Annotated in this window: 14 protein-coding genes and 3 tRNA genes; 7 read left to right on the plus strand and 10 right to left on the minus strand. The window is 61.3% G+C overall.

Annotated elements, in window-relative coordinates:
• Positions 1-547: 547 nt before the first annotated feature.
• From rho to PMX72_RS00015, 3 genes are all read left to right on the plus strand, one after another.
• Positions 548-3,091 carry a transcription termination factor Rho gene (gene rho / locus PMX72_RS00005; RefSeq protein WP_271729513.1) on the plus strand — a complete coding sequence of 848 codons (2,544 nt, stop codon included), beginning with the start codon at positions 548-550 and terminating at the stop codon, positions 3,089-3,091.
• Positions 3,092-3,404: 313 nt separating this feature from the next.
• Positions 3,405-4,805 (plus strand): hypothetical protein, encoded by a 1,401-nt coding sequence (locus PMX72_RS00010; RefSeq protein ID WP_271729514.1) that lies wholly within the window; start codon positions 3,405-3,407, stop codon positions 4,803-4,805.
• Between the two features lie 7 nt (positions 4,806-4,812).
• Entirely contained in the window at positions 4,813-5,262 is a 450-nt protein-coding gene (locus tag PMX72_RS00015) for a VanZ family protein (RefSeq protein WP_006235485.1), read from the plus strand.
• A gap of 114 nt (positions 5,263-5,376) precedes the next feature.
• Here PMX72_RS00015 and PMX72_RS00020 read toward each other — a convergent pair whose 3' ends face one another.
• Complete coding sequence (locus tag PMX72_RS00020) at positions 5,377-6,267, minus strand: ROK family protein (protein WP_271729515.1); 891 nt, start codon at positions 6,265-6,267, stop codon at positions 5,377-5,379.
• Positions 6,268-6,403: 136 nt separating this feature from the next.
• A complete protein-coding gene (locus tag PMX72_RS00025; protein WP_271729516.1) occupies positions 6,404-7,585 on the minus strand; it encodes a pyridoxal phosphate-dependent aminotransferase in 1,182 nt (393 codons plus the stop codon).
• Positions 7,586-7,749: 164 nt separating this feature from the next.
• On the opposite strand from PMX72_RS00025, the gene PMX72_RS00030 reads away from it, so the two are divergent.
• The 3 genes from PMX72_RS00030 (at position 7,750) to PMX72_RS00040 (ending at position 8,040) form a co-directional block, all read left to right on the plus strand.
• A tRNA-His gene (locus tag PMX72_RS00030) sits at positions 7,750-7,826 on the plus strand.
• A 22-nt stretch (positions 7,827-7,848) separates the two neighbouring features.
• Positions 7,849-7,924: transfer RNA gene (locus tag PMX72_RS00035), tRNA-Lys, on the plus strand.
• A gap of 43 nt (positions 7,925-7,967) precedes the next feature.
• Positions 7,968-8,040: transfer RNA gene (locus PMX72_RS00040), tRNA-Lys, on the plus strand.
• Between the two features lie 373 nt (positions 8,041-8,413).
• Here PMX72_RS00040 and PMX72_RS00045 read toward each other — a convergent pair.
• The 4 genes from PMX72_RS00045 to PMX72_RS00060 all read right to left on the minus strand — a co-directional run bounded on the left by PMX72_RS00045 (position 8,414) and on the right by PMX72_RS00060 (position 12,394).
• On the minus strand, positions 8,414-8,692 hold the full coding sequence (locus tag PMX72_RS00045; protein ID WP_197032112.1) for a BRO family protein: 279 nt from the start codon (positions 8,690-8,692) through the stop codon (positions 8,414-8,416).
• 161 nt (positions 8,693-8,853) lie between these two features.
• The gene (locus tag PMX72_RS00050; RefSeq protein ID WP_271729517.1) at positions 8,854-10,380 is read right to left on the minus strand and encodes an FAD-binding protein; all 1,527 of its coding nucleotides are present in this window, start codon (positions 10,378-10,380) and stop codon (positions 8,854-8,856) included.
• A 256-nt stretch (positions 10,381-10,636) separates the two neighbouring features.
• Entirely contained in the window at positions 10,637-11,641 is a 1,005-nt protein-coding gene (locus tag PMX72_RS00055) for a GGGtGRT protein (RefSeq protein WP_055252290.1), read from the minus strand.
• A gap of 18 nt (positions 11,642-11,659) precedes the next feature.
• Positions 11,660-12,394, minus strand: coding sequence for an iron-sulfur cluster assembly scaffold protein (locus tag PMX72_RS00060; protein ID WP_117816822.1), 735 nt, complete (start codon positions 12,392-12,394; stop codon positions 11,660-11,662).
• A 403-nt stretch (positions 12,395-12,797) separates the two neighbouring features.
• Here PMX72_RS00060 and PMX72_RS00065 point away from each other — a divergent pair, with 403 nt between their 5' ends.
• Positions 12,798-13,598 (plus strand): transposase, encoded by an 801-nt coding sequence (locus PMX72_RS00065; protein WP_271729518.1) that lies wholly within the window; start codon positions 12,798-12,800, stop codon positions 13,596-13,598.
• Positions 13,599-13,663: 65 nt separating this feature from the next.
• On the opposite strand, the gene sufU is transcribed toward PMX72_RS00065, so the two are convergent.
• From sufU to sufB, 4 genes are read right to left on the minus strand one after another with little or no spacing between them, the layout of a single operon-like run.
• Positions 13,664-14,098 carry a Fe-S cluster assembly sulfur transfer protein SufU gene (sufU, locus tag PMX72_RS00070; RefSeq protein ID WP_117583738.1) on the minus strand — a complete coding sequence of 145 codons (435 nt, stop codon included), beginning with the start codon at positions 14,096-14,098 and terminating at the stop codon, positions 13,664-13,666.
• Complete coding sequence (locus PMX72_RS00075) at positions 14,091-15,416, minus strand: aminotransferase class V-fold PLP-dependent enzyme (protein ID WP_271729519.1); 1,326 nt, start codon at positions 15,414-15,416, stop codon at positions 14,091-14,093. Before PMX72_RS00075 ends, sufU begins: the two co-directional genes overlap by 8 nt.
• Positions 15,413-16,684, minus strand: a complete 1,272-nt coding sequence (locus PMX72_RS00080) for a SufB/SufD family protein (protein ID WP_271729520.1) — start codon at positions 16,682-16,684, stop codon at positions 15,413-15,415. Before PMX72_RS00080 ends, PMX72_RS00075 begins: the two co-directional genes overlap by 4 nt.
• Complete coding sequence (gene sufB, locus PMX72_RS00085) at positions 16,684-18,096, minus strand: Fe-S cluster assembly protein SufB (RefSeq protein ID WP_022094821.1); 1,413 nt, start codon at positions 18,094-18,096, stop codon at positions 16,684-16,686. The genes PMX72_RS00080 and sufB overlap by 1 nt, the downstream gene beginning before the upstream one ends.
• Positions 18,097-18,106 lie beyond the last annotated feature (10 nt).

Consider the following 18,106-nt stretch of genomic DNA (forward strand, 5'->3'; position numbering starts at 1 on the left):
ATCATGCTTCACTCTCAAATCAACGCGCATAAAGAAAGCCTCCCATTTCTCATGTCCAAGAAATGGGAGGCAGTTCATACGGAGGTCGGGCTTTTTTCGCAAATGCCGACGTATTGACGAATTTGGAACTGCTGGAAATACGAAACTATGCCGGTTTACTACGATGAATTGGGAATTTCCAACCACGCCGGCTTTTCGCAAAAAAGCGCAAGGCATCTACCTGCGGTTTTAGTTCAACATGTTTCGGAGTGGTCGCGGTTGATCGATTCGTCGTAGTAAACCGCCATAGATTTGGCGGAGGCAGTCTGATTTGTGGGTGGTAGACCAAAGAGTGTCCCTTTTGACTAGTCGTTTAAGAACGCCCCTAATGACTAAGTTGCAGGTGGCGGCGGTTGTGTTACACTAACGCTGCGTAGTTGACGCAATCATCTCGATACAGATCAATGATGTCCGTCGTTTTGAACGGAACTAGACTGTTTAGCCGCCCTGAAGGTTTATGCAGGGAGCATGTGATCACAGGGCTTGAAAAGAAAGTTGAGCAAACACTGTGTCTGATCAACAGCAAGAAATCGAAATAACGACGACGCAAGCCGCTCCCGCTGCACCGGTTGCGTCGGACCAGGTCGCGGCGCCCGCGCAAGCCTCGGCTCCCGAGACGCCTAAGGCTGCTTCGACGCCTGCGCCTGCAACTGGTGAGGAGGCTGCTCCGGCAAAGCCCAGGCTCGCGCGCCGCACGGCCAAGCCTGCCGCTGACGGCGAGGAGGTCACCAAGCCCAAGCGCCGTACCACGCGCACGACGCGCGCCAAGCGCACCGTTGCAGCTGACTCCTCGGTGCCGATTTCCGATGAGGTCGCGCAGGCACGTGCGTTGGCGCAGATTAGCGAGGCTCAGGTGGTGCGCGCCCGCCGTCGTGCTGCCGAGCGCGAGGCCGCGGCTCTGACCGAGCTTGCAGCTCCGTCTGTGCCCGAGACGCCTGCCGCCATCGAGACCCCTGCCGTCGACCTGCCGACCGAGAAGCCGGCACCGCGCACACGCCGCCGCACGGCTGCTAAGGCCGAGCAAGTTGCGGAACAGGTAGCCCCCGAGCTCACTGAGGCTTCGGTCCGTTCCGCGGCAGGGGAGGGCGCATCGCCTGCTGAGCCCGCTGTGCCTGTCGAGGCCAGCGAAGTTCCCGTTGTCGATCCGGCTTTGCGCCCGCACCGTCGCGGTCGCAAGCCCAAGGCCTTCGTCGAGGCAGAGAAGGCCGCAGCCGCAGCCGCCGCTCGGGATGCTGCGGCGACCGCCGAGTCTGCAACCGCTGCCGATGCACCCGTCCAGGATGCTACGACTTCCGAGGCCGCTCCCGCCGATGCCGAGCCCGCCGACGTCCGTCCCGGTCGCAGCCGTCGTACTGCTGCTAAGCGCACGTCCAAGGCCAAGGCTGCCAAGAAGGGTGCGTCCGAGGATTCTGCCGAGACGACCGCCGATGCGTCGACTGATGTCGCCAAGGCCCAGGACGTCGAACAGCCTGCGTCCGAGAAGCCCAAGCGCGGTCGTAAGAAGTCCGTTAAGGCCAAGGCGTCCGAGCAGCAGGATGTCGAAGCGCAGGTTGATTCTGGCGCCGAGGCCAATGACGCCGCCGCGGCCAATGTTGGCACCGCCGCAACCGATGGTGCCGCCCCCGCTGAGGGCGAAGACGGCACTCGTCCCAACCGTCGCCAGCACAAGCGCAACGACGAGCGCAACGAGCGTAAGGACGACCGCAACAACGACCGTCGCAACCGCCAGCGCGATCGCAAACAGCGCAACAAGGAGCGTAATGCCGCTCCCACCGAGCCCACGCTTTCGCGCGAGGAACTCGCGGCCATGAAGGTCGCTGAGCTGCGCGAGAAGGCTAAGGAGTTCGAGATCGAGACGACCGGCAAGAAGAAGGCCGAGCTCGTCGAGGAAATCTACGTCACCGCTGCGAAGGCCGAGGGCTTCCGCGACATCAAGGGCATTCTGCAGATTCGCCCGGACAGCTCCGGCATCATCCACGCCCATGGCTACATGAAGTCCAACGACGACGCCTTCGTGCCCGCCTACCTCATCCGCTCCGCGCGCCTGCGCACGGGCGACGTCATCGAGGGCTCGCTGCGTCCTTCGCGCGGCGGCGACAAGCGCGCCGGCCTCGCCAAAATCACGACCGTCAACGGTCTGGACCCCGAGCAGATTCGCAACCGTCCCAAGTTCGGCGACCTCACCCCGGTCTATCCCAACGAGCCGCTGCGCATGGAGCACGGCAAGGACTCTATTACCGGCCGCGCCATCGACATCGTGTCACCGATCGGCAAGGGCCAGCGCGGCCTGATCGTGTCCCCGCCCAAGGCCGGCAAGACCACGATCCTCAAGAAGATCTGCCAGTCTATCTCGATTAACAACCCCGAGGTGCACCTCATCTGCCTGCTCGTCGACGAGCGCCCCGAAGAGGTCACCGATATGCAGCGTTCCATCAAGGGCGAGGTTGTGGCGTCGACCTTCGATATGCCTGCCGACAACCACACCCGCGTGGCAGAGCTCGTCATCGAGCGCGCCAAGCGCATCGTAGAGCTGGGTGGCGACGTCGTGGTGGTGCTCGACTCCATCACGCGCCTCGCCCGCGCCTACAACTTGGCGGCGCCCGCCTCGGGCCGCATCCTTTCGGGCGGCGTCGATTCGGCGGCCCTATATCCGCCCAAGCGCTTCCTGGGTGCAGCCCGCAATATCGAGAACGGTGGCTCGCTTACCATCCTGGCCTCTGCCCTCATCGACACCGGTTCCAAGATGGACGAGGTCATTTTCGAGGAGTTCAAGGGCACCGGCAACATGGAGCTTAAGCTCGACCGCGACCTGGCCGACCGCCGCATCTTCCCGGCTATCGACCCCGTTGCCTCCGGTACGCGTAACGAGGACCTGTTGGTCGACGAGCAGATGCGTCCGTTTGTCTTTGGTCTGCGTCGCATTCTTGCCGGCATGAACAACACCGAGCGCGCAGCCGCATCGTTTATCAAGGGTCTTAAGGGCACCAACACCAACCAGGAGTTCCTGGTGCGTTCGGCCAAAAAACACAGCGACTACGAGCAGACGTTCTAGGTTGTCATCCACGCGCAGCGATAGTCATCAATGCGATAAAGGGTCGGGGCTTTGAGCCTCGGCCCTTTTCTATAGCGCCGCTCCGCGCTTATTTTTGACCGTAAGACCGACGAGCAGCAGGTTTCCCGTTTCAATCCGACATCGTCACTTGCAATCGACAGGACGGTTTCGCATAATAACTTTTAAGCTTCGCGACGGAAAACGCAGATGAAACGAACCATATACCGTTGCTTTGGGGCATAGCCCCGCTTCATCTTCTCTCGCGCAGCCAACTGAATGATGCGATTTGGGTGCTGGAAGATGGGGAGAGCTCATGGCTTCTTCTGATGCAACACAACGAGCAGTCCTTGCCGGACTTTCGTGCGGGATCGGCCTTGCCGCTCCCGTGGTTATGTATGCCGCGACGCTGCCGTTTTCGTCGGTGAACGAGACGGTCGTGGCGGGTGCAGTTCCCTTCGCCGTGGGCGCGGTGGCGGGCGTGGGTATCTATGCCGCCTCGCTGGGTATCTCCGAGTATCGTGCGCAGCGTGAAGAGCGTCTGTTCCAGCCCGATGCCATGGGCGGTGCCGCCAATCTCAATCAGCATCAAAGCGAGTTCAAGACCGCCTCGATTCCAGCTCAGCAGCAGGATGCGATTCCGTACGCTGCGGCTTCTGCTTCTCAGGCTCAGTCGGAGCAGTCTACCTCGGCATTCCTTTCCGGCCTGACTGGTGCGTTCCAGCGCCGTCATGCCGATGATGGTGCCCCTACCATCGCTCGAGCCGCAGATGCCATGGACGAGGCCGAGGCTTGGTCCATGATCGACAGTATGCTCGACGACGATTCGCCGGTGAGCTGCGACCCTGCGCGCTCGCGCGACGTCTATCAAGTCGCCATCGACGAGCTCACCAACGGCGGGCAGACCGGCTCCTTCAATCGCGACGACATCGCCGCCGCGGCACGCGCCGTGTCTGGCTCCCAGGCCGCCCCTGCGGGCAGCACGGCGGCTTTCGTGGCACTCGTTGCCAGCGCGGCAGTCAATAACGCCTACAGCGCTACCTCGGCGGACGCGAACGCTTCTGCCGATAATTCGTACGTTGATGAAGCCATGACCGCGGACGAGGAGGCTGTTGCCGCCCGCCGTGCCGCCGAAAGCTCGCTTTGGGGCGCTCCTGCCCAGCAGCAGGCGGCTGAGGCTGCGCCGTACAACGCAAACCTCGCCAGCATGCCTATCATTTCCGGTGCCGCGGACATCGATCTCGATGACCTCGATGAGCCTGCAGCCATCACCGCATCGATTGATGCCCAAGATCGCATCGACACCGGCGACCTTCCGGACGCCTCGCTCGAGGTTGATGTCCCCATGGCCGACTACTCGGGCCACGAGGACATGTGGGCCGCCGCCACCGCGATTCTGGATGAGATCGACGAGCCTGCTCCTGTTACGGCCCCCGCTCCCGTCGCTGCCCCTCAGCCTGCTGCCCCCGCCTATGTCGGCCGTCACAGCGCCGTGTTCCCCGAGGATACCGCCCGTATCTCGCGCGAGAGCATCGAGCGAGCCGAGGCTATTGCCGCCGGCATTATGGAAAATCGTCGTCACGAGCGCGTCAATCAGATCCTCGAAGAAGAGATCGAGCGCCTGCAGTCCTCTACCGCCAAGCGTACGGGCCGTGCCTATCTGAGCGTTATCGAGGGCGGTACCGCCAGCTTCGCGCCGCTCCGCGCGGAGGCATAACTTCTGCATGGTTAAGATCAATCGAAAATGGGCGGTCGTGACCTGCCTGATGGCGCTCTTGATCTGGGGCAATTCGCTGGTTCCCGGCTCGGGGTCGGGCTCGCTGAGCCTAACGGTCATGGAAGCTATCCGCGGTTTCCTGCACGGCGTGGGACTTCCATATGAATGGGTGACCAACTTTGTTGTTCGCAAGTGCGCGCATTTTACCGAGTATATGGTGCTCGGCATCTTGGCAACGCACGCCTTTGATTTTGAGGGCCGGCGCACCTTTGACGTGCTGCTGCCCACGGCGGTGTTCCTGCTGCTGATTCCCTCGATTGACGAGACGATCCAGCTTTTTGTGCCCGGTCGCGCTGGCATGATCACCGATGTGATGATCGACTGCTGTGGAGCGGCAACGGGCGTTGTGCTCCGATATCTCTTACGGTCGCTGATGTGCGCCAAAAAAGCCGCCTAGGACGTATTGTTTGGTCCTAGGCGGCCTTTTTTATTTGAGGGCTTATATGAGGCGTGGTGGCGTCGTCCTGTAGGTCGGATTTGCCGGGCGTGCCACGCCCCGTGGGTGCGTCTGCTACTGGAGCGCCTGTGCACCAAGAGCCAGGCAGCCCATAATGCCCTGTTTGCCCTCGAGGCTGTTGTTGACGATATAGCTATCGATGTCGGCCATCTCGGGCGTGACGATGTAGCCGTTGAGCATCTCGGCACACTTCTTGCGGGCGAGCGGCACGATGGGGGTGTGGTCGGCCACGCCGCCGCCAATGATGATCTTTTGCGGCGCGTAGCACAGCGTGTAGGTCATGAGCGCCTGCGCCAGATAGCCGGCGAGCAGGTCCATGGCCTCCGGGTCATCGGCCATCTCTCCGGCGCTCTTGCCATCCCAGCGCTTTTTAACGCCGGGGCCGGCGATGAGGCCCTCGAGGCAGTTGTCGTGGAAGGGGCAGCCGCTGTGCTCGCCAATGGTGTCGCGCGGGTCGCGAGTGACCAGGATGTGGCCGGCCTCGGGATGCATCATGCCGTGCACGAGCTTACCGCCCGAGAGCACGCCGGCGCCCACGCCGGTACCGATGGTCAGATACACCACGTCAGTGAGGCCCTGGGCGCAACCAAAGGTGACCTCGCCCAGGCAGGCGACGTTGACGTCGGTGTCGTAGCCGCAGGGAATATTGAGCTCGTTTTGGATGGTGCCCAGCAGGTCAAAGTAGCGCCATGCCGTTTTGGGCGTCTCCAGGATCTTGCCGTATTGGGACGAGGCAGGGTTGACTGCGGTGGGGCCAAAGGCGCCGATGCCCAGCGCGGCGATGTCCTTGTCGGCAAACCATGCGTTGACGGCCTCAACGGTCTCCTGCGGGGTCGTGGTCGCAATCTGCTCGCGTTCCAGGACCGTGCCGTCTGCATAGCCCGTGGCGCAGACCATCTTGGTGCCGCCGGCCTCGAGCGCTCCGATAAGCTGCTGCTCTGCCATAGTATTCCTCTCTGGACGAGTTGCTCCGTGACTAAAGTATAGCGCTCTAAATAATAAATGAGGTCGCTATAAAAAGAAACCTCATGGCCCAACGAGTTCACGAGGTTTCTTTAGTGCCTTTAGTTACTGACCGTCCTTACCCGCGCGGCTCGATTTTATCACGCAGAGACTTGAGGTTCTCAAGCGCCGCGTTAAGCGTCTCGTCTCGCTTGGCAAAGTGGAAACGAATCAGATGGTTGACGGGCTCGCGGAAGAAGCTCGAGCCGGGCACGGCGCCCACGCCCACCTTTGAGGCCAGGTCCTCGCAGAAGTCGAGGTCGCTGTCATAGCAAAACTCAGAGATGTCCATCATCACGTAGTAGGCGCCCTGCGGCACGTTGTGCGTGAGGCCGATGCTGTCGAGTCCCTGACAGAATAGGTCGCGCTTGGCGGTGTAGAGGTCGAGGACCTCCTGGTAATAACTGTCGTCGAAGTTGAGGGCGGTGACGACGGCCTCTTGCAGGGGAGCGGCGGCGCCTACGGTGAGGAAGTCGTGGACCTTTTTGATGCGCTCGGTGATTTCGGCGGGAGCGATGGTGTAGCCTAGGCGCCAGCCGGTGATGGAGTAGGTCTTGGACAGCGAGCTGCAGCTGATGGTTCGATCGAACATGCCGGGCAGCGTGGCCATATAGACGTGCTCGTGGGGCGCGTAGACGATGTGCTCGTATACCTCGTCGGTAATGCAGTAGGCGTCGTACTGTTTGCAGAGGTCGGCGATAAAGGTGAGCTCCTCGCGCGTAAAGACCTTGCCGCAGGGGTTGGAAGGGTTGCACAGGACGATGGCCTTGGGATCGTTGTCGCGGAAGGCCGCCTCGAGTGTCTCGCGGTCAAAGTCGAACGCAGGTGGGTTAAGCGGCACGTAGATGGGCTCGGCACCCGAGAGGATCGTGTCGGCGCCGTAGTTCTCGTAGAATGGCGAGAAGATGACGACCTTGTCGCCGGGGTTTGTGACCGTCATCATGGCGGCCATCATGGCCTCGGTGGAGCCGCAAGTGACTACGATATTCTCGTTGGGGTTCACCGGCATGCCCATAAAATGCTCCTGCTTGGCGGCAAGCGCCTCACGCATGGCTTGGGAGCCCCAGGTGATGGAGTACTGGTGATAGAGCGGCTTGGGATCGGTGGCGATGGTGCTGAGGCTATCGAGCAGCTGCGCCGGGGGATCAAAGTCGGGGAAGCCCTGCGACAGGTTGACGGCACCATACTTGTTGGAGATGCGCGTCATGCGGCGGATGACCGAATCGGTAAACGCCGCCGTGCGGTTGGAGAGTTCTTTCATGCCTATCCTTTCGAGCATTGGGTGGAGCAAGTTTACTCCTATGGAACCGGTGGGATTTGCTCGAAACGGCCTCGAAAAACTCTTTTCAAAATTCTTGAAAATTGGGGCTTGCATCGCGTGGCGTTCCTTGCAATAATAGTCGAGCGCGAAGCGCACAGGACACGGTGGGTGTAGCTCAGTTGGCTAGAGCGACGGGTTGTGGTCCCGTAGGTCGAGGGTTCGAGTCCCTTTACCCACCCCAGTTCTTGCTTCGTGTTGATATCGGGTCGTTAGCTCAGTTGGTAGAGCAGGGGACTCTTAATCCCAAGGTCCAGGGTTCGACCCCCTGACGGCCCACCACACGATATCTTCTCTAAAGTCCGCCAACACGGACTTTAGCTTTGGGTCGTTAGCTCAGTTGGTAGAGCAGGGGACTCTTAATCCCAAGGTCCAGGGTTCGACCCCCTGACGGCCCACCCAAAGATGATTAAGACGGTCAACGAAGGTTGGCCGTCTTTTTTGTTGACCTTTCATGGGGTCGAACCCGTCGGGGCGCGGAGCTGAGGAAATGCGTGAGCATTTACCAGCGCAGCGCGCAAGGCGCGAAGCGCCGCAGCGGCCGCCTGCAAAGCAGGCTGACCCCCTGACGGCCCACCAAAGCAAGTTAAGACGGTCAACGAAAGTTGGCCGTCTTTTTTGTTGACCTCGCTTGGGGTCGAACCCGAAAGGGCACAGCCGCTTTCACAGATCGAGTCTACCCTGGGGATCAGTAAAACCGGCGCGTCTGCACGGCAAAGTATGCCTGGGCGAGCGCGATCTCTGGCTTGTTTGAATCTCCGTTTTGGGCGATTAATAGCATGCATAGCGCGTAAGCTTGTAGTCTTTAACCGCGCGAGCGGCGACACCGGCAGTTATCATTTTCGTGGTGTCACGAAAATGGGAATCAACTGGAGTTTTGTTTGTTTCGCACGAGACTTTTGCCCTCTTAACAACTTCGGCGAAGTTCTCCCATCGAGTGTATCCCATGGGTTCCATTAAATCGCGTGCGAGCCAATACTCAACGCCGTCTTCCACATTGGCGTAGCTATCAAGTTCGACACGCCACTTCTCGATATCACTACTGTCCATATCTCCTCCTCGCTGATCTATTGTCTATGCGCGCTTTGCCCGCTCTGTACTCAGAATAAGGATACGCTGCCGTGCGGACACGAATGGGCCCCGTGCCACTTCGAGGTCACGGGGCCCATAGATATCGATTAGTTGTGCTCTGCTCTAGATAGGTGTCCAGTTTAATTCGATCGATAGTGCGAACCCAGGCTTTCGGTCCGCTTGCGCATGGCTTTGACCATCTCCGTTGCCAGCTGATTCTGCGATTGCAGGCGGGCGAGGGCTGCGATCTCGCTGTCTTTGGCATGCGGCTTGCTCAGCGCCGTTGCCTCGTCTTTCAGGCTTTCAAGCTGTTGCAGGGCCTTGGATAGACCTGCTTCGGTCCTGTTGATCATGCAATAGGTACTCATCGTGTGCTTAAGGCTGTGTGTCAGGCGTTCGGCATCTGTTGTGGCAATGCCATACTGAGGGAGGGCGATATCCATCGGAGCGGCCGCCTCGGGAGCGTCCAGCGCTGCTTGGGCTGCCGATGCGCCCGCGATGCGCCCAAACACGATGCCGTTGGCGCTTGACAAGCCGCCGATGCGGTCGGCGCCGTGCATGCCGCCTGTTGCCTCACCGCAGGCGAAGAGGCCCTCAATGCCCGTGTACGCGGTCATGTCGATCTTGATGCCGCCGTTAGCGGCGTGGGCATACATCGCAACGCGCATCTCGTCAGTCGGGGCGATGCCGTGCTCGTCTTGCAGCCAGGTGGCAAAGGTCTGCACAAACTCTGGGACATCCTCGCGAGGGAAGTCGTAGTGGAGTGCCAGGCCTTCGACACTTGTCTGATCGATGACGAGATCGATAGCGCGGGAGGCCAAGCGTGACGTGAAGGGACCATATCCAGAGCGCTGCTCGAGCAGGTCGTCCAGCTTGTCGTCGGCAATATCTACCGGCTGGTCTACATGTACGTAGCGCCAGGTCTTCTCGTTAAAAACAAGGTTTCGCTTGGGCTCTATAAAGCCGGGCATCATCTGCATGAACTCTATATTAGTAAGGGACGCACCGTGCGCCAGCGCGATAGCCTGTGATGAGCTGAGCACGTCGGCGGAAGTGAGGCTGCGCTCGAACAGGCCACCCGTGCCGCCCGCAGCGATGATAGTGGCCTTGACTGCCATAGGCACGAGACGCTCGTTTGTCCGGTCGTAGAGCGTGGCGCCGACAATCTTTCCGTCCGTATCTTCAACAAGGTCGATAAGCTCATGGCGGGGGAGCAGGCGAATGCCGAGCGACTCGATCCGGGTCGTCAGAGCGTCCTCAAGGGGCTTACGGGTGAGGCCGCGCCACATGCGCGTCTTGTGGTCAAAACAGGGGATAAATTGCTTTTGTTGGGCGCTCTCAGCGCTTTGCGGACGCTGGAGCTCAACGCCTAGGTCTTGCTCGAGCCATTCAATTGCTTGGGGAATGCTGTGGACAAACGTCTGGACAAGCTCGGGGTCGGCGACGCCGCCACCAACGGTCTGGATGGTATCGATGAGGTCTTGTTCGTCGTCTTCGTTAACGGGTCCGATAAGCCCCAGGCCCCAGGTTCCGGGGAAGAAGCTCGATCCACTCATAGTCTTTCCGGCGCTTGCCACAGTGACGGTTGCACCCGTGCGTGCCGCTTCGATGGCGGCGCAAAGGCCCGCAATGCCAGATCCAATTACCAGTACGTCAGTCGATTCCATCGGATTCCTTTCTCGTCCGGCGCATTGTCGCACGGGTGATCGGCAATGGGGCCGCAAAGACTCGGCAAATCGGTAAAGGGCACATATGGCAGGTGGGCGTCATGGACGCTCTGGCGCTCCGTCTCATCACATCTCGTATTTCGCCCCAACTGATATATCGGCATTAGCTACCCTGCGACAGCGCAAACAAAAAGAGCCGCTACCCGGGTGGGTAGCGGCTCTAAAGCTCAACTATATGAGCATCGCGCGGGCGCGATTAGGCCTTGAGGGCCTCCTCGACGGCGACAGCGCAGGCGACGGTGGCACCGACCATGGGGTTGTTGCCCATGCCGATGAGACCCATCATGTCGACGTGCGCAGGCACGGAGGAAGAACCGGCGAACTGGGCGTCGGAGTGCATGCGGCCCATGGTGTCGGTCATGCCGTAAGAGGCAGGGCCGGCGCCCATGTTGTCCGGGTGCAGGGTACGGCCAGTGCCGCCACCAGAAGCGACGGAGAAGTACTTCTTGCCAGCCTCGAGGCGCTCCTTCTTGTAGGTGCCAGCGACGGGGTGCTGGAAGCGCGTGGGGTTGGTGGAGTTACCGGTGATCGAGATGTCGACGTTCTCGTGCCACATGATGGCAACGCCCTCGCGGACGTCGTCGGAGCCGTAGCAGTTAACGGCAGCGCGGGGACCATCGGAGTAGGGGATGGTCTCGACGACCTTGAGCTCGCCCGTGTAGTAGTCGAACTGGGTCTTCACGTAGGTGAAGCCGTTGATGCGGGCGATGATCTGAGCAGCGTCCTTGCCCAGACCGTTGAGGATGACGCGCAGCGGCTTCTTGCGAGCCTTGTTGGCGTTCAGAGCCAGGCCGATAGCGCCCTCAGCGGCAGCGAAGGACTCGTGGCCGGCCAGGAAGGCGAAGCACTCGGTGTCGTCGGAGAGCAGCATAGCGCCCAGGTTGCCGTGGCCCAGACCGACCTTGCGGTCCTCGGCGACGGAGCCGGGAACGGTGAAGGCCTGGATGCCCTCGCCGATGATGGCGGCAGCCTCAGAAGCGGTCTTGGCGCCACGCTTGACAGCGAGAGCGCAGCCGAGGGTGTAGGCCCACTCGGCGTTCTGGAAGGCGATGGACTGGGTGTTGTTGACGATCTCACGCGGGTTGAAGCCCTTGTCGGTGCAGATCTGCAGAGCTTCCTCGAGGGAGGCGATGCCGTTGTCGGCGAGGCACTTGTTGATCTTGTCAGCGCGGCGCTCGTAACCTTCGAACGTAACAGTCATAGTTATTTCCCTCCCTTTCTACTCGTGAACCGGGAACACGCTGGCGACGGAGTGAGTCTCCTCGTCGGTGCGCGGGTCGATGTACTTGGCAGCGTTCTCCCACTGACCATAGTGGCCCATAGCGCCAGCGATGGCCTCCTCGGGGGTCTTGCCGGCCTTGACGGCGTCGGTGAACTTGCCGAGGTTCAGGAACTCGAATGCGATGATCTCGTTCTTGTCGTTGAGAGCCATGCGGGTGACGTAGCCCTGAGCGAGCTCGAGGTAACGAGCGCCCTTGGCCTTGGTGCCGAACATGGTGCCGACCTGAGAGCGAAGGCCCTTGCCGAGGTCGTCGAGGGAGGCGCCCACGGGCAGGCCGCCCTCGGAGAACGCGGTCTGGCTGCGGCCGTAAACGATCTGCAGGAAGATCTCGCGCATAGCAACGTTGATGGCGTCGCAGACGAGGTCGGTGTTGAGGGCCTCGAGGATGGTCTTACCGGGAAGAATCTCGGAAGCCATGGCGGCAGAGTGGGTCATGCCCGAGCAGCCGATGGTCTCAACGAGGGCCTCCTCGATGATGCCGTCCTTGACGTTCAGCGTGAGCTTGCAGGCGCCCTGCTGGGGTGCGCACCAACCCACACCGTGCGTAAGACCGGAGATGTCGGTAATCTCCTTAGCCTGGACCCACTTGCCCTCCTCGGGGATGGGTGCGGGGCCGTGGTATGCACCCTTGGCAACGGGGCACATGTTCTCCACTTCCTGTGAGTACTGCATGCCTCTCCTCTCTATCGTGTTGGCGTCCCGTCTGGGGGTCGTGGCTGGCGATTGCCGGGCGACCCTTCGAAAGGGACATGACATGCAGCCCCTATAATACCGCGAAATGCACGGAATATTCGGCGAACGGCTCAGTTTTCGTAGCGAGAAGTCCGGAAGTTTTAATTGAAACGGTTTAACTATATGTTCTGTGGTCGCGAACTTCCGTAGAGGGGGTTCGTCTTGGGCAAGCTTTTGGTCAGCTCTTGTATGCGTTGCGGGGTCTGACCTGTTGCAACGGTGCCGTTCGCCGCCCGTTTACTGCCTTTGGCCGCGCGAGTGTATTGTTTTGCGTGAATGTTTTGATGGCACGCTTCAATCGTGCTGTATTGGATGGCAATCAGATCCCGGCGAAGGGAGCGCCATGCAGCGCGTTTGGAGAACGGTTACCGGCTTTTACCATGTCTGTGCCCGCGGTACGGGCAAGCAGCTCATCTTTGAGGGCGATGAAGACCGGTGGGAGTTTTTGGAGCTGATGCGCGATTGCTGCCTCGAGGCGGGCGTGACGGTTGTCGCCTGGTGCCTTATGGGCAATCACGTGCATTTGGTGCTTGCAGATTACGAGGACGCGATGAGCGCGGCGATGCACAGGCTGCTTTTGACGTACGCGCGGCGGTTCAATAAACGCACGGGGCGCACGGGCCATCTGTTCCAGAACCGTTTTGACCGGCGCTCGCTCGATACCGACCGTTATCTGATGGCTGCCATTCGCTATGTTCACGCTAATCCGCAGGAGGCGGGTATCGCCCTGATCGAGCGTTATCCCTGGAGCAGCTTTGCCGAGTATCTTCGAGCGTATGACAACGATATGACGAGGGGATTTTCGGACCCTTCTTGTGTTCTCGAGCTCTTTGAGTCTGCCAAGGGGTTTCTGGATTATTCTCTGTCGATGCCCGATGGTTCCGATCCGGTGATTCACGATATGGATGAGACGGAGTGGGAGCGGCGTGCGTTTGCCGACAAGATGGCGAAGCGCCTGGGTGTGCCGCTCAACGAACTCAAGACCGTAGCACCCTCGCGGCGAGACGGAATCGTTTTCGCCCTGCACGATGGCGGCTACACGGTGCGCGAGATCGAACGGTATACGGGAATCAGCAAGAGTACCGTCTCTCGTATCGTGCGCGCTTATGCGCGGGTGAATGCTCAGGCTGAGGGCTCGGAATAGAAAATGGCCGAACCACTCTTGTCAAGCGATTCGGCCAACAAAATTCTTAAGATTTGGGACAAATACTACTGATTATTTTGTCCCGTGAGCATGCCGTCGAGGGTGCGCCAGGCGAGCTCGGCGCATTTGACGCGGGCGGGCATGTGCGAGATGTCCTGGAGCTGGGCGGCCTCGTCCAGGTCTTCCAGGTCCTCCTCAGAGAGCTGCTCGCCGCGGATCATGGCGAGGAATAGCTCCGCCAGACGACGGGCTTCCTCGACCGTCTCGCCGGTGATGAGGTCGGCCATGATGTCGGCACTGGCCTGGCTGATGGCGCAGCCGTGACCGGTAAAGGAGGCCTCCTCGATCACGTTGTTCTCGACACGTAGCTGCAGAGTGAGTTCGTCTCCGCAGCTGGGGTTGATGCCGTCGTGCTCGTGCGTGGGGGCATCCATCTCGTACTTGTAGTCGGGGTGCGAGTTGTGCTCCATAAATGTGGTGGAGGTGTACAGATTACCCATTGAACGTGCTCCAAACGTGATGCAGGCCGGCGATGAACTTGTCGATATCGGCCTTGTCGTTGTAGAAGGCCACGCTGGCGCGGCAGCAGGCGAGGTTCTCGACGCCCAGCCAGGTGAGCAGCGGCTGCGCGCAGTGGTGACCGGCGCGGATGCAGACGCCGTCCATGTCCATGATGCTCGCGACATCGTGCGGGTGGATGCCCTTGACATTAAAGCTCACGACGCCGTGGTGGTTATCCCAATAGATTGAGCCGATGATCTGGACAAAGTCGAGCTGCATGAGCTCGCCCATCAGGTAGTGGACGAGTGCCTGCTCGCGTGCCTGGATGTTTTCGTAGCCCACCGTGTTGACGAGGTAGTCGAGGGCGGCGCCTGTGGCGAAGATGCCGGCGGCGTCCTGCGTGCCGGCCTCGAACTTCTCGGGAACGGGCGCCCAGACGGCGTCCTGCTCGGTAACCGAGTCGATCATCTCACCGCCGGTAAGCATGGGCGGCATGGCGTTGAGCAGGTCCATCTTGCCCCACAGCACGCCGATGCCCATGGGGCCCATGGCCTTGTGCGCGCTAAAGGCAAAGAAGTCGGCGCCCAGATCGGCCACATTGACTGGCATGTGCGGCAGCGACTGTGCGCCGTCGACGACCAGATAGCCGCCGTACTTGTGCACGAGCTTGCCGAGGTTCTTGACCGGGTTCTCGACGCCCAGCACGTTGGAGACCTGTCCCACGGCTAGGATCTTGGTCTTGGGACCCACCTTGGCAAGAACCTCCTCGGTGGTGAGCTGGCCGGTCTTGGTGGGGTAGAGGTAGACGAGCTTGGCGCCGGTCTCGCGGCAGACCTGCTGCCACGGAATCAGGTTGGAGTGGTGCTCCATGATAGTGATGACGACCTCGTCGCCCGGTTCGAGCACTGTGGGCGCAAAGCTCTTGGCGACCAGGTTGAGCGACTCGCTCGTGTTGCGGGTGAAGACGATCTCGTTGGCGTTGGGGGCGCCGATGACGTTGGCGATTTGCTGGCGGACCTTCGCGATGGCGTCGGTGGCCTCGACGGACAGCGAGTACAGTCCGCGCAGGGGGTTGGCGTTCATGCGCTGGTAGAAGTCGCGTTCGGCGTCGAGCACACAGGCAGGGCGCTGCGCGGTGGCGGCGCTATCGAGGAAAGCAATCTCGGGGTGCTGCTGGAACAGCGGGAACTGGCCCTTGTAGGGGTTGGTCTCGATGTCCACGGTGGGCCAGCCGCGCGAAGCCTCGTCGCTGGCGTCGAGCTCCATGGGCTCGGGGGCAGTACAGGTGTCGCATTTAACGTGCTCGGTGTCGATCATGCGAGCTCCTCTTCAAAGTTGTCGATCAGGTTGTTGCCCAGGCGGACGACGGCGGCGCGGGTGCGCTCGTCGGTGGCGGAAAGCGCGGCGTCCTCCAGCTTGGCGCGGATGAACAGGTCCTCGGCGGCGTTTTGGTCAAGGCCGCGGCAGGCGAGGTAGAACAGCTGCTCGTCGCGGACGTGACCGATGGTGGCGCCGTGGTTGCCGGCGACGTCGTCCTCGTCGCAGAGGATGACGGGAACGGTCTTGTTGTCGACGCCCTTGTTGGCCAAAAGCACCGTCTCGCGCTCGGTGCCGGTTGCACCCTTGCAGCCGTGCACGAGGTCGATGGTGCCGCGGTAGACCTTCTTGGCCGTGCCGGTCAGCACGCCGTTGGCGTCGATCTCGCACTCGGTCTTGCGACCGCGGTGGCGCAGCTCGTAGTTAAAGTCGCGCACCTGCTCGCGGGCGCCCAGGTAGTCAGTATCGATGGTCACCTTGGCGGTATCGCCCAGCAGGTCGCCGGCAAGGCCGGTGGCGCTGGCGCCGGCGCCCAGGACGGTGTGTTGCACGTTGACGCGCGCGCCCTCGTCCAGGAACAGGCCGGTGTCGTCGAGTGCGATCCAGCTATCGTCGAGCGTCTGCACGCAGGTCACGTTGACGGTGGCGTACTCGTGGGCACACACGCGCAGCACGGAGCCCACGACACCCTCGCCGGCAACGGGGGAGTCCAGGGCAATAAGCAGATCGAGCGTCGACTGAGGGCGGGCGACGACGTCGATGGCGGCGATGGCCGCGGCGGCATCGACACCGCTCACGCGCACGGTAACCGTGGCGTGCTTGCATGCGGGCACATCGATGACGATGCGCTTGGTGGCGTGCTCGGCCAAGTAGGCGTAGGCAGCCTCGCCCATGCCGGTCTCGAAGGCCTCGGCGGGGGAGAGTTCCTCCTCGAGCTTGATGGTGCCGGCCTGGTAGACGGAGGTGGCGGGCACGTCGAGCTCGGTCTCGGGCGTGATGCGGGCGCGGTCGGCGGCATCACCGGGGGCAGCGGTACGGCGCTCGGGGAAGCGCTCGGCCATGGCGTTCATGGCGGTGCCAAACGCGTCGGCAGCGCCGGCAAACTGCTCGTCCAAGCCTTCGACCTCAACGGCATCGGCGGGAGCGGCGACAAGCTCGTCAGAGAGCTCGAGCTTGGTCTGGTTCATTTTCAACCAGCCCCAGGTTGCTGCGGGCATCGCGTTGACCTGCTCGAGTGTGGTAGCAGCGGTGTTGGTTTCCTGTTTCATTATCCGATCGCTCCTTCCATCTCGAGCTTGATCAGGTTGTTCATCTCGACGGCGTACTCCAGCGGCAGCTCCTTGGAGACCGGGTTGGCAAAGCCGTTGACGATCATGGTGCGGGCCTCTTCCTCCGAGATGCCGCGGCTCATCAGGTAGAACACCTTGTCGTCGCCGATGCGGCCGATGGTGGCCTCGTGGCCGATGTCGACGTTCTTGGCGCGGATGTCCATAGCGGGGATGGTATCGGAGCGGCTCTGGTCGTCGAGCATCAGCGACTGGCAGCTCACGGTTGCCTTGGAACCCTCGGCCTTGGGTGTCGCCACAATAGAGCTGCGGAACGTCTGGATGCCGCCACTCTTGGAGATGCCCTTGGTCTCGACGGTCGCCGAGGTCTCGGGGGCGTTGAGCACGACCTTGCAGCCGGTGTCGAGATTCTGCCCGGCGCCGGCAAAGGTGATGCCGGTAAAGCTCGAGCGAGCGCGGCGGCCGTTGAGCACGCTCATGGGGTAGAGGTAGCCCACGTGGCTGCCGAAGGAGCCACTGATCCACTCGATGTCGCCGTCCTCGTCCACGCGCGCACGCTTGGTGTTGAGGTTGTACATGTTCTTGGACCAGTTCTCGATGGTCGAGTAGCGCAGGTGCGCACGCTTGCCCACAAAGAGCTCGACGGCGCCGGCGTGGAGGTTGGCCACGTTGTACTTGGGCGCGGAGCAACCCTCAATAAAGTGCAAGTCGGCATCGTCCTCGACGATGATGAGCGTGTGCTCAAACTGGCCGGCGCCCTTGGCGTTAAGGCGGAAGTAGCTCTGCAGCGGGAAGTCGAGCTTGGTGCCCTTGGGCACGTAGACAAACGAGCCGCCCGACCATACGGCGCCGTGCAGGGCCGCAAACTTGTGGTCGGTGGGCGGGATGAGCGTCATAAACTTCTCGTGGATGAGCGGCTCCCACTGCGGGTCGTGCAGGGCCTCCTCGATGCCGGAATAGACGATACCCATCTTGGACGCGGTGTCCTGCATGTTGTGGTAGACCAGCTCGGAGTCGTACTGCGCGCCGACGCCCGCCAGGTAGCTGCGCTCGGCCTCGGGGATGCCCAGGCGCTCAAAGGTGTTCTTGATGTCGTCGGGCACCGACTCCCAGTCGTGCTTTTGGTCGGTGTTGGGCTTGACGTAGGTGACGATGTTGTCCATGTCCAGGCCCTCGATGGAGGGGCCCCACGTCGGATCGGGGAAGCGGTTGAAGATCTCGAGGGACTTGAGACGCAGGTCGAGCATCCACTGCGGTTCGTCCTTCTTGGCGCTGATCTCGCGCACGATGTCGGGCGTGATGCCGGCGTCGAGGCGCTCGAATCCCTCCTCGCCATAGGTGAAGTCGTAGAGGCTGCGGTCGATGTCCGCGACCTCGGTGCGGTTCTTGGTCATTACGTCGCCC

This window comes from Collinsella aerofaciens, assembly GCF_028207065.1.
Lineage (GTDB): Bacteria > Actinomycetota > Coriobacteriia > Coriobacteriales > Coriobacteriaceae > Collinsella > Collinsella aerofaciens_AR.

Bases quoted from the DNA above. Each gene is read 5' to 3' on its own strand.
- PMX72_RS00010 (WP_271729514.1), top strand. From the start codon at position 3,405: ATGGCTTCTTCTGATGCAACACAACGAGCAGTCCTTGCCGGACTTTCG.
- PMX72_RS00015 (WP_006235485.1), top strand. From the start codon at position 4,813: ATGGTTAAGATCAATCGAAAATGGGCGGTCGTGACCTGCCTGATGGCG.
- PMX72_RS00020 (WP_271729515.1), bottom strand. From the start codon at position 6,267: ATGGCAGAGCAGCAGCTTATCGGAGCGCTCGAGGCCGGCGGCACCAAG.
- PMX72_RS00025 (WP_271729516.1), bottom strand. From the start codon at position 7,585: ATGAAAGAACTCTCCAACCGCACGGCGGCGTTTACCGATTCGGTCATC.
- PMX72_RS00045 (WP_197032112.1), bottom strand. From the start codon at position 8,692: ATGGACAGTAGTGATATCGAGAAGTGGCGTGTCGAACTTGATAGCTAC.
- PMX72_RS00050 (WP_271729517.1), bottom strand. From the start codon at position 10,380: ATGGAATCGACTGACGTACTGGTAATTGGATCTGGCATTGCGGGCCTT.
- PMX72_RS00055 (WP_055252290.1), bottom strand. From the start codon at position 11,641: ATGACTGTTACGTTCGAAGGTTACGAGCGCCGCGCTGACAAGATCAAC.
- PMX72_RS00060 (WP_117816822.1), bottom strand. From the start codon at position 12,394: ATGCAGTACTCACAGGAAGTGGAGAACATGTGCCCCGTTGCCAAGGGT.
- PMX72_RS00065 (WP_271729518.1), top strand. From the start codon at position 12,798: ATGCAGCGCGTTTGGAGAACGGTTACCGGCTTTTACCATGTCTGTGCC.
- sufU (WP_117583738.1), bottom strand. From the start codon at position 14,098: ATGGGTAATCTGTACACCTCCACCACATTTATGGAGCACAACTCGCAC.
- PMX72_RS00075 (WP_271729519.1), bottom strand. From the start codon at position 15,416: ATGATCGACACCGAGCACGTTAAATGCGACACCTGTACTGCCCCCGAG.
- PMX72_RS00080 (WP_271729520.1), bottom strand. From the start codon at position 16,684: ATGAAACAGGAAACCAACACCGCTGCTACCACACTCGAGCAGGTCAAC.
- sufB (WP_022094821.1), bottom strand. From the start codon at position 18,096: ATGACCAAGAACCGCACCGAGGTCGCGGACATCGACCGCAGCCTCTAC.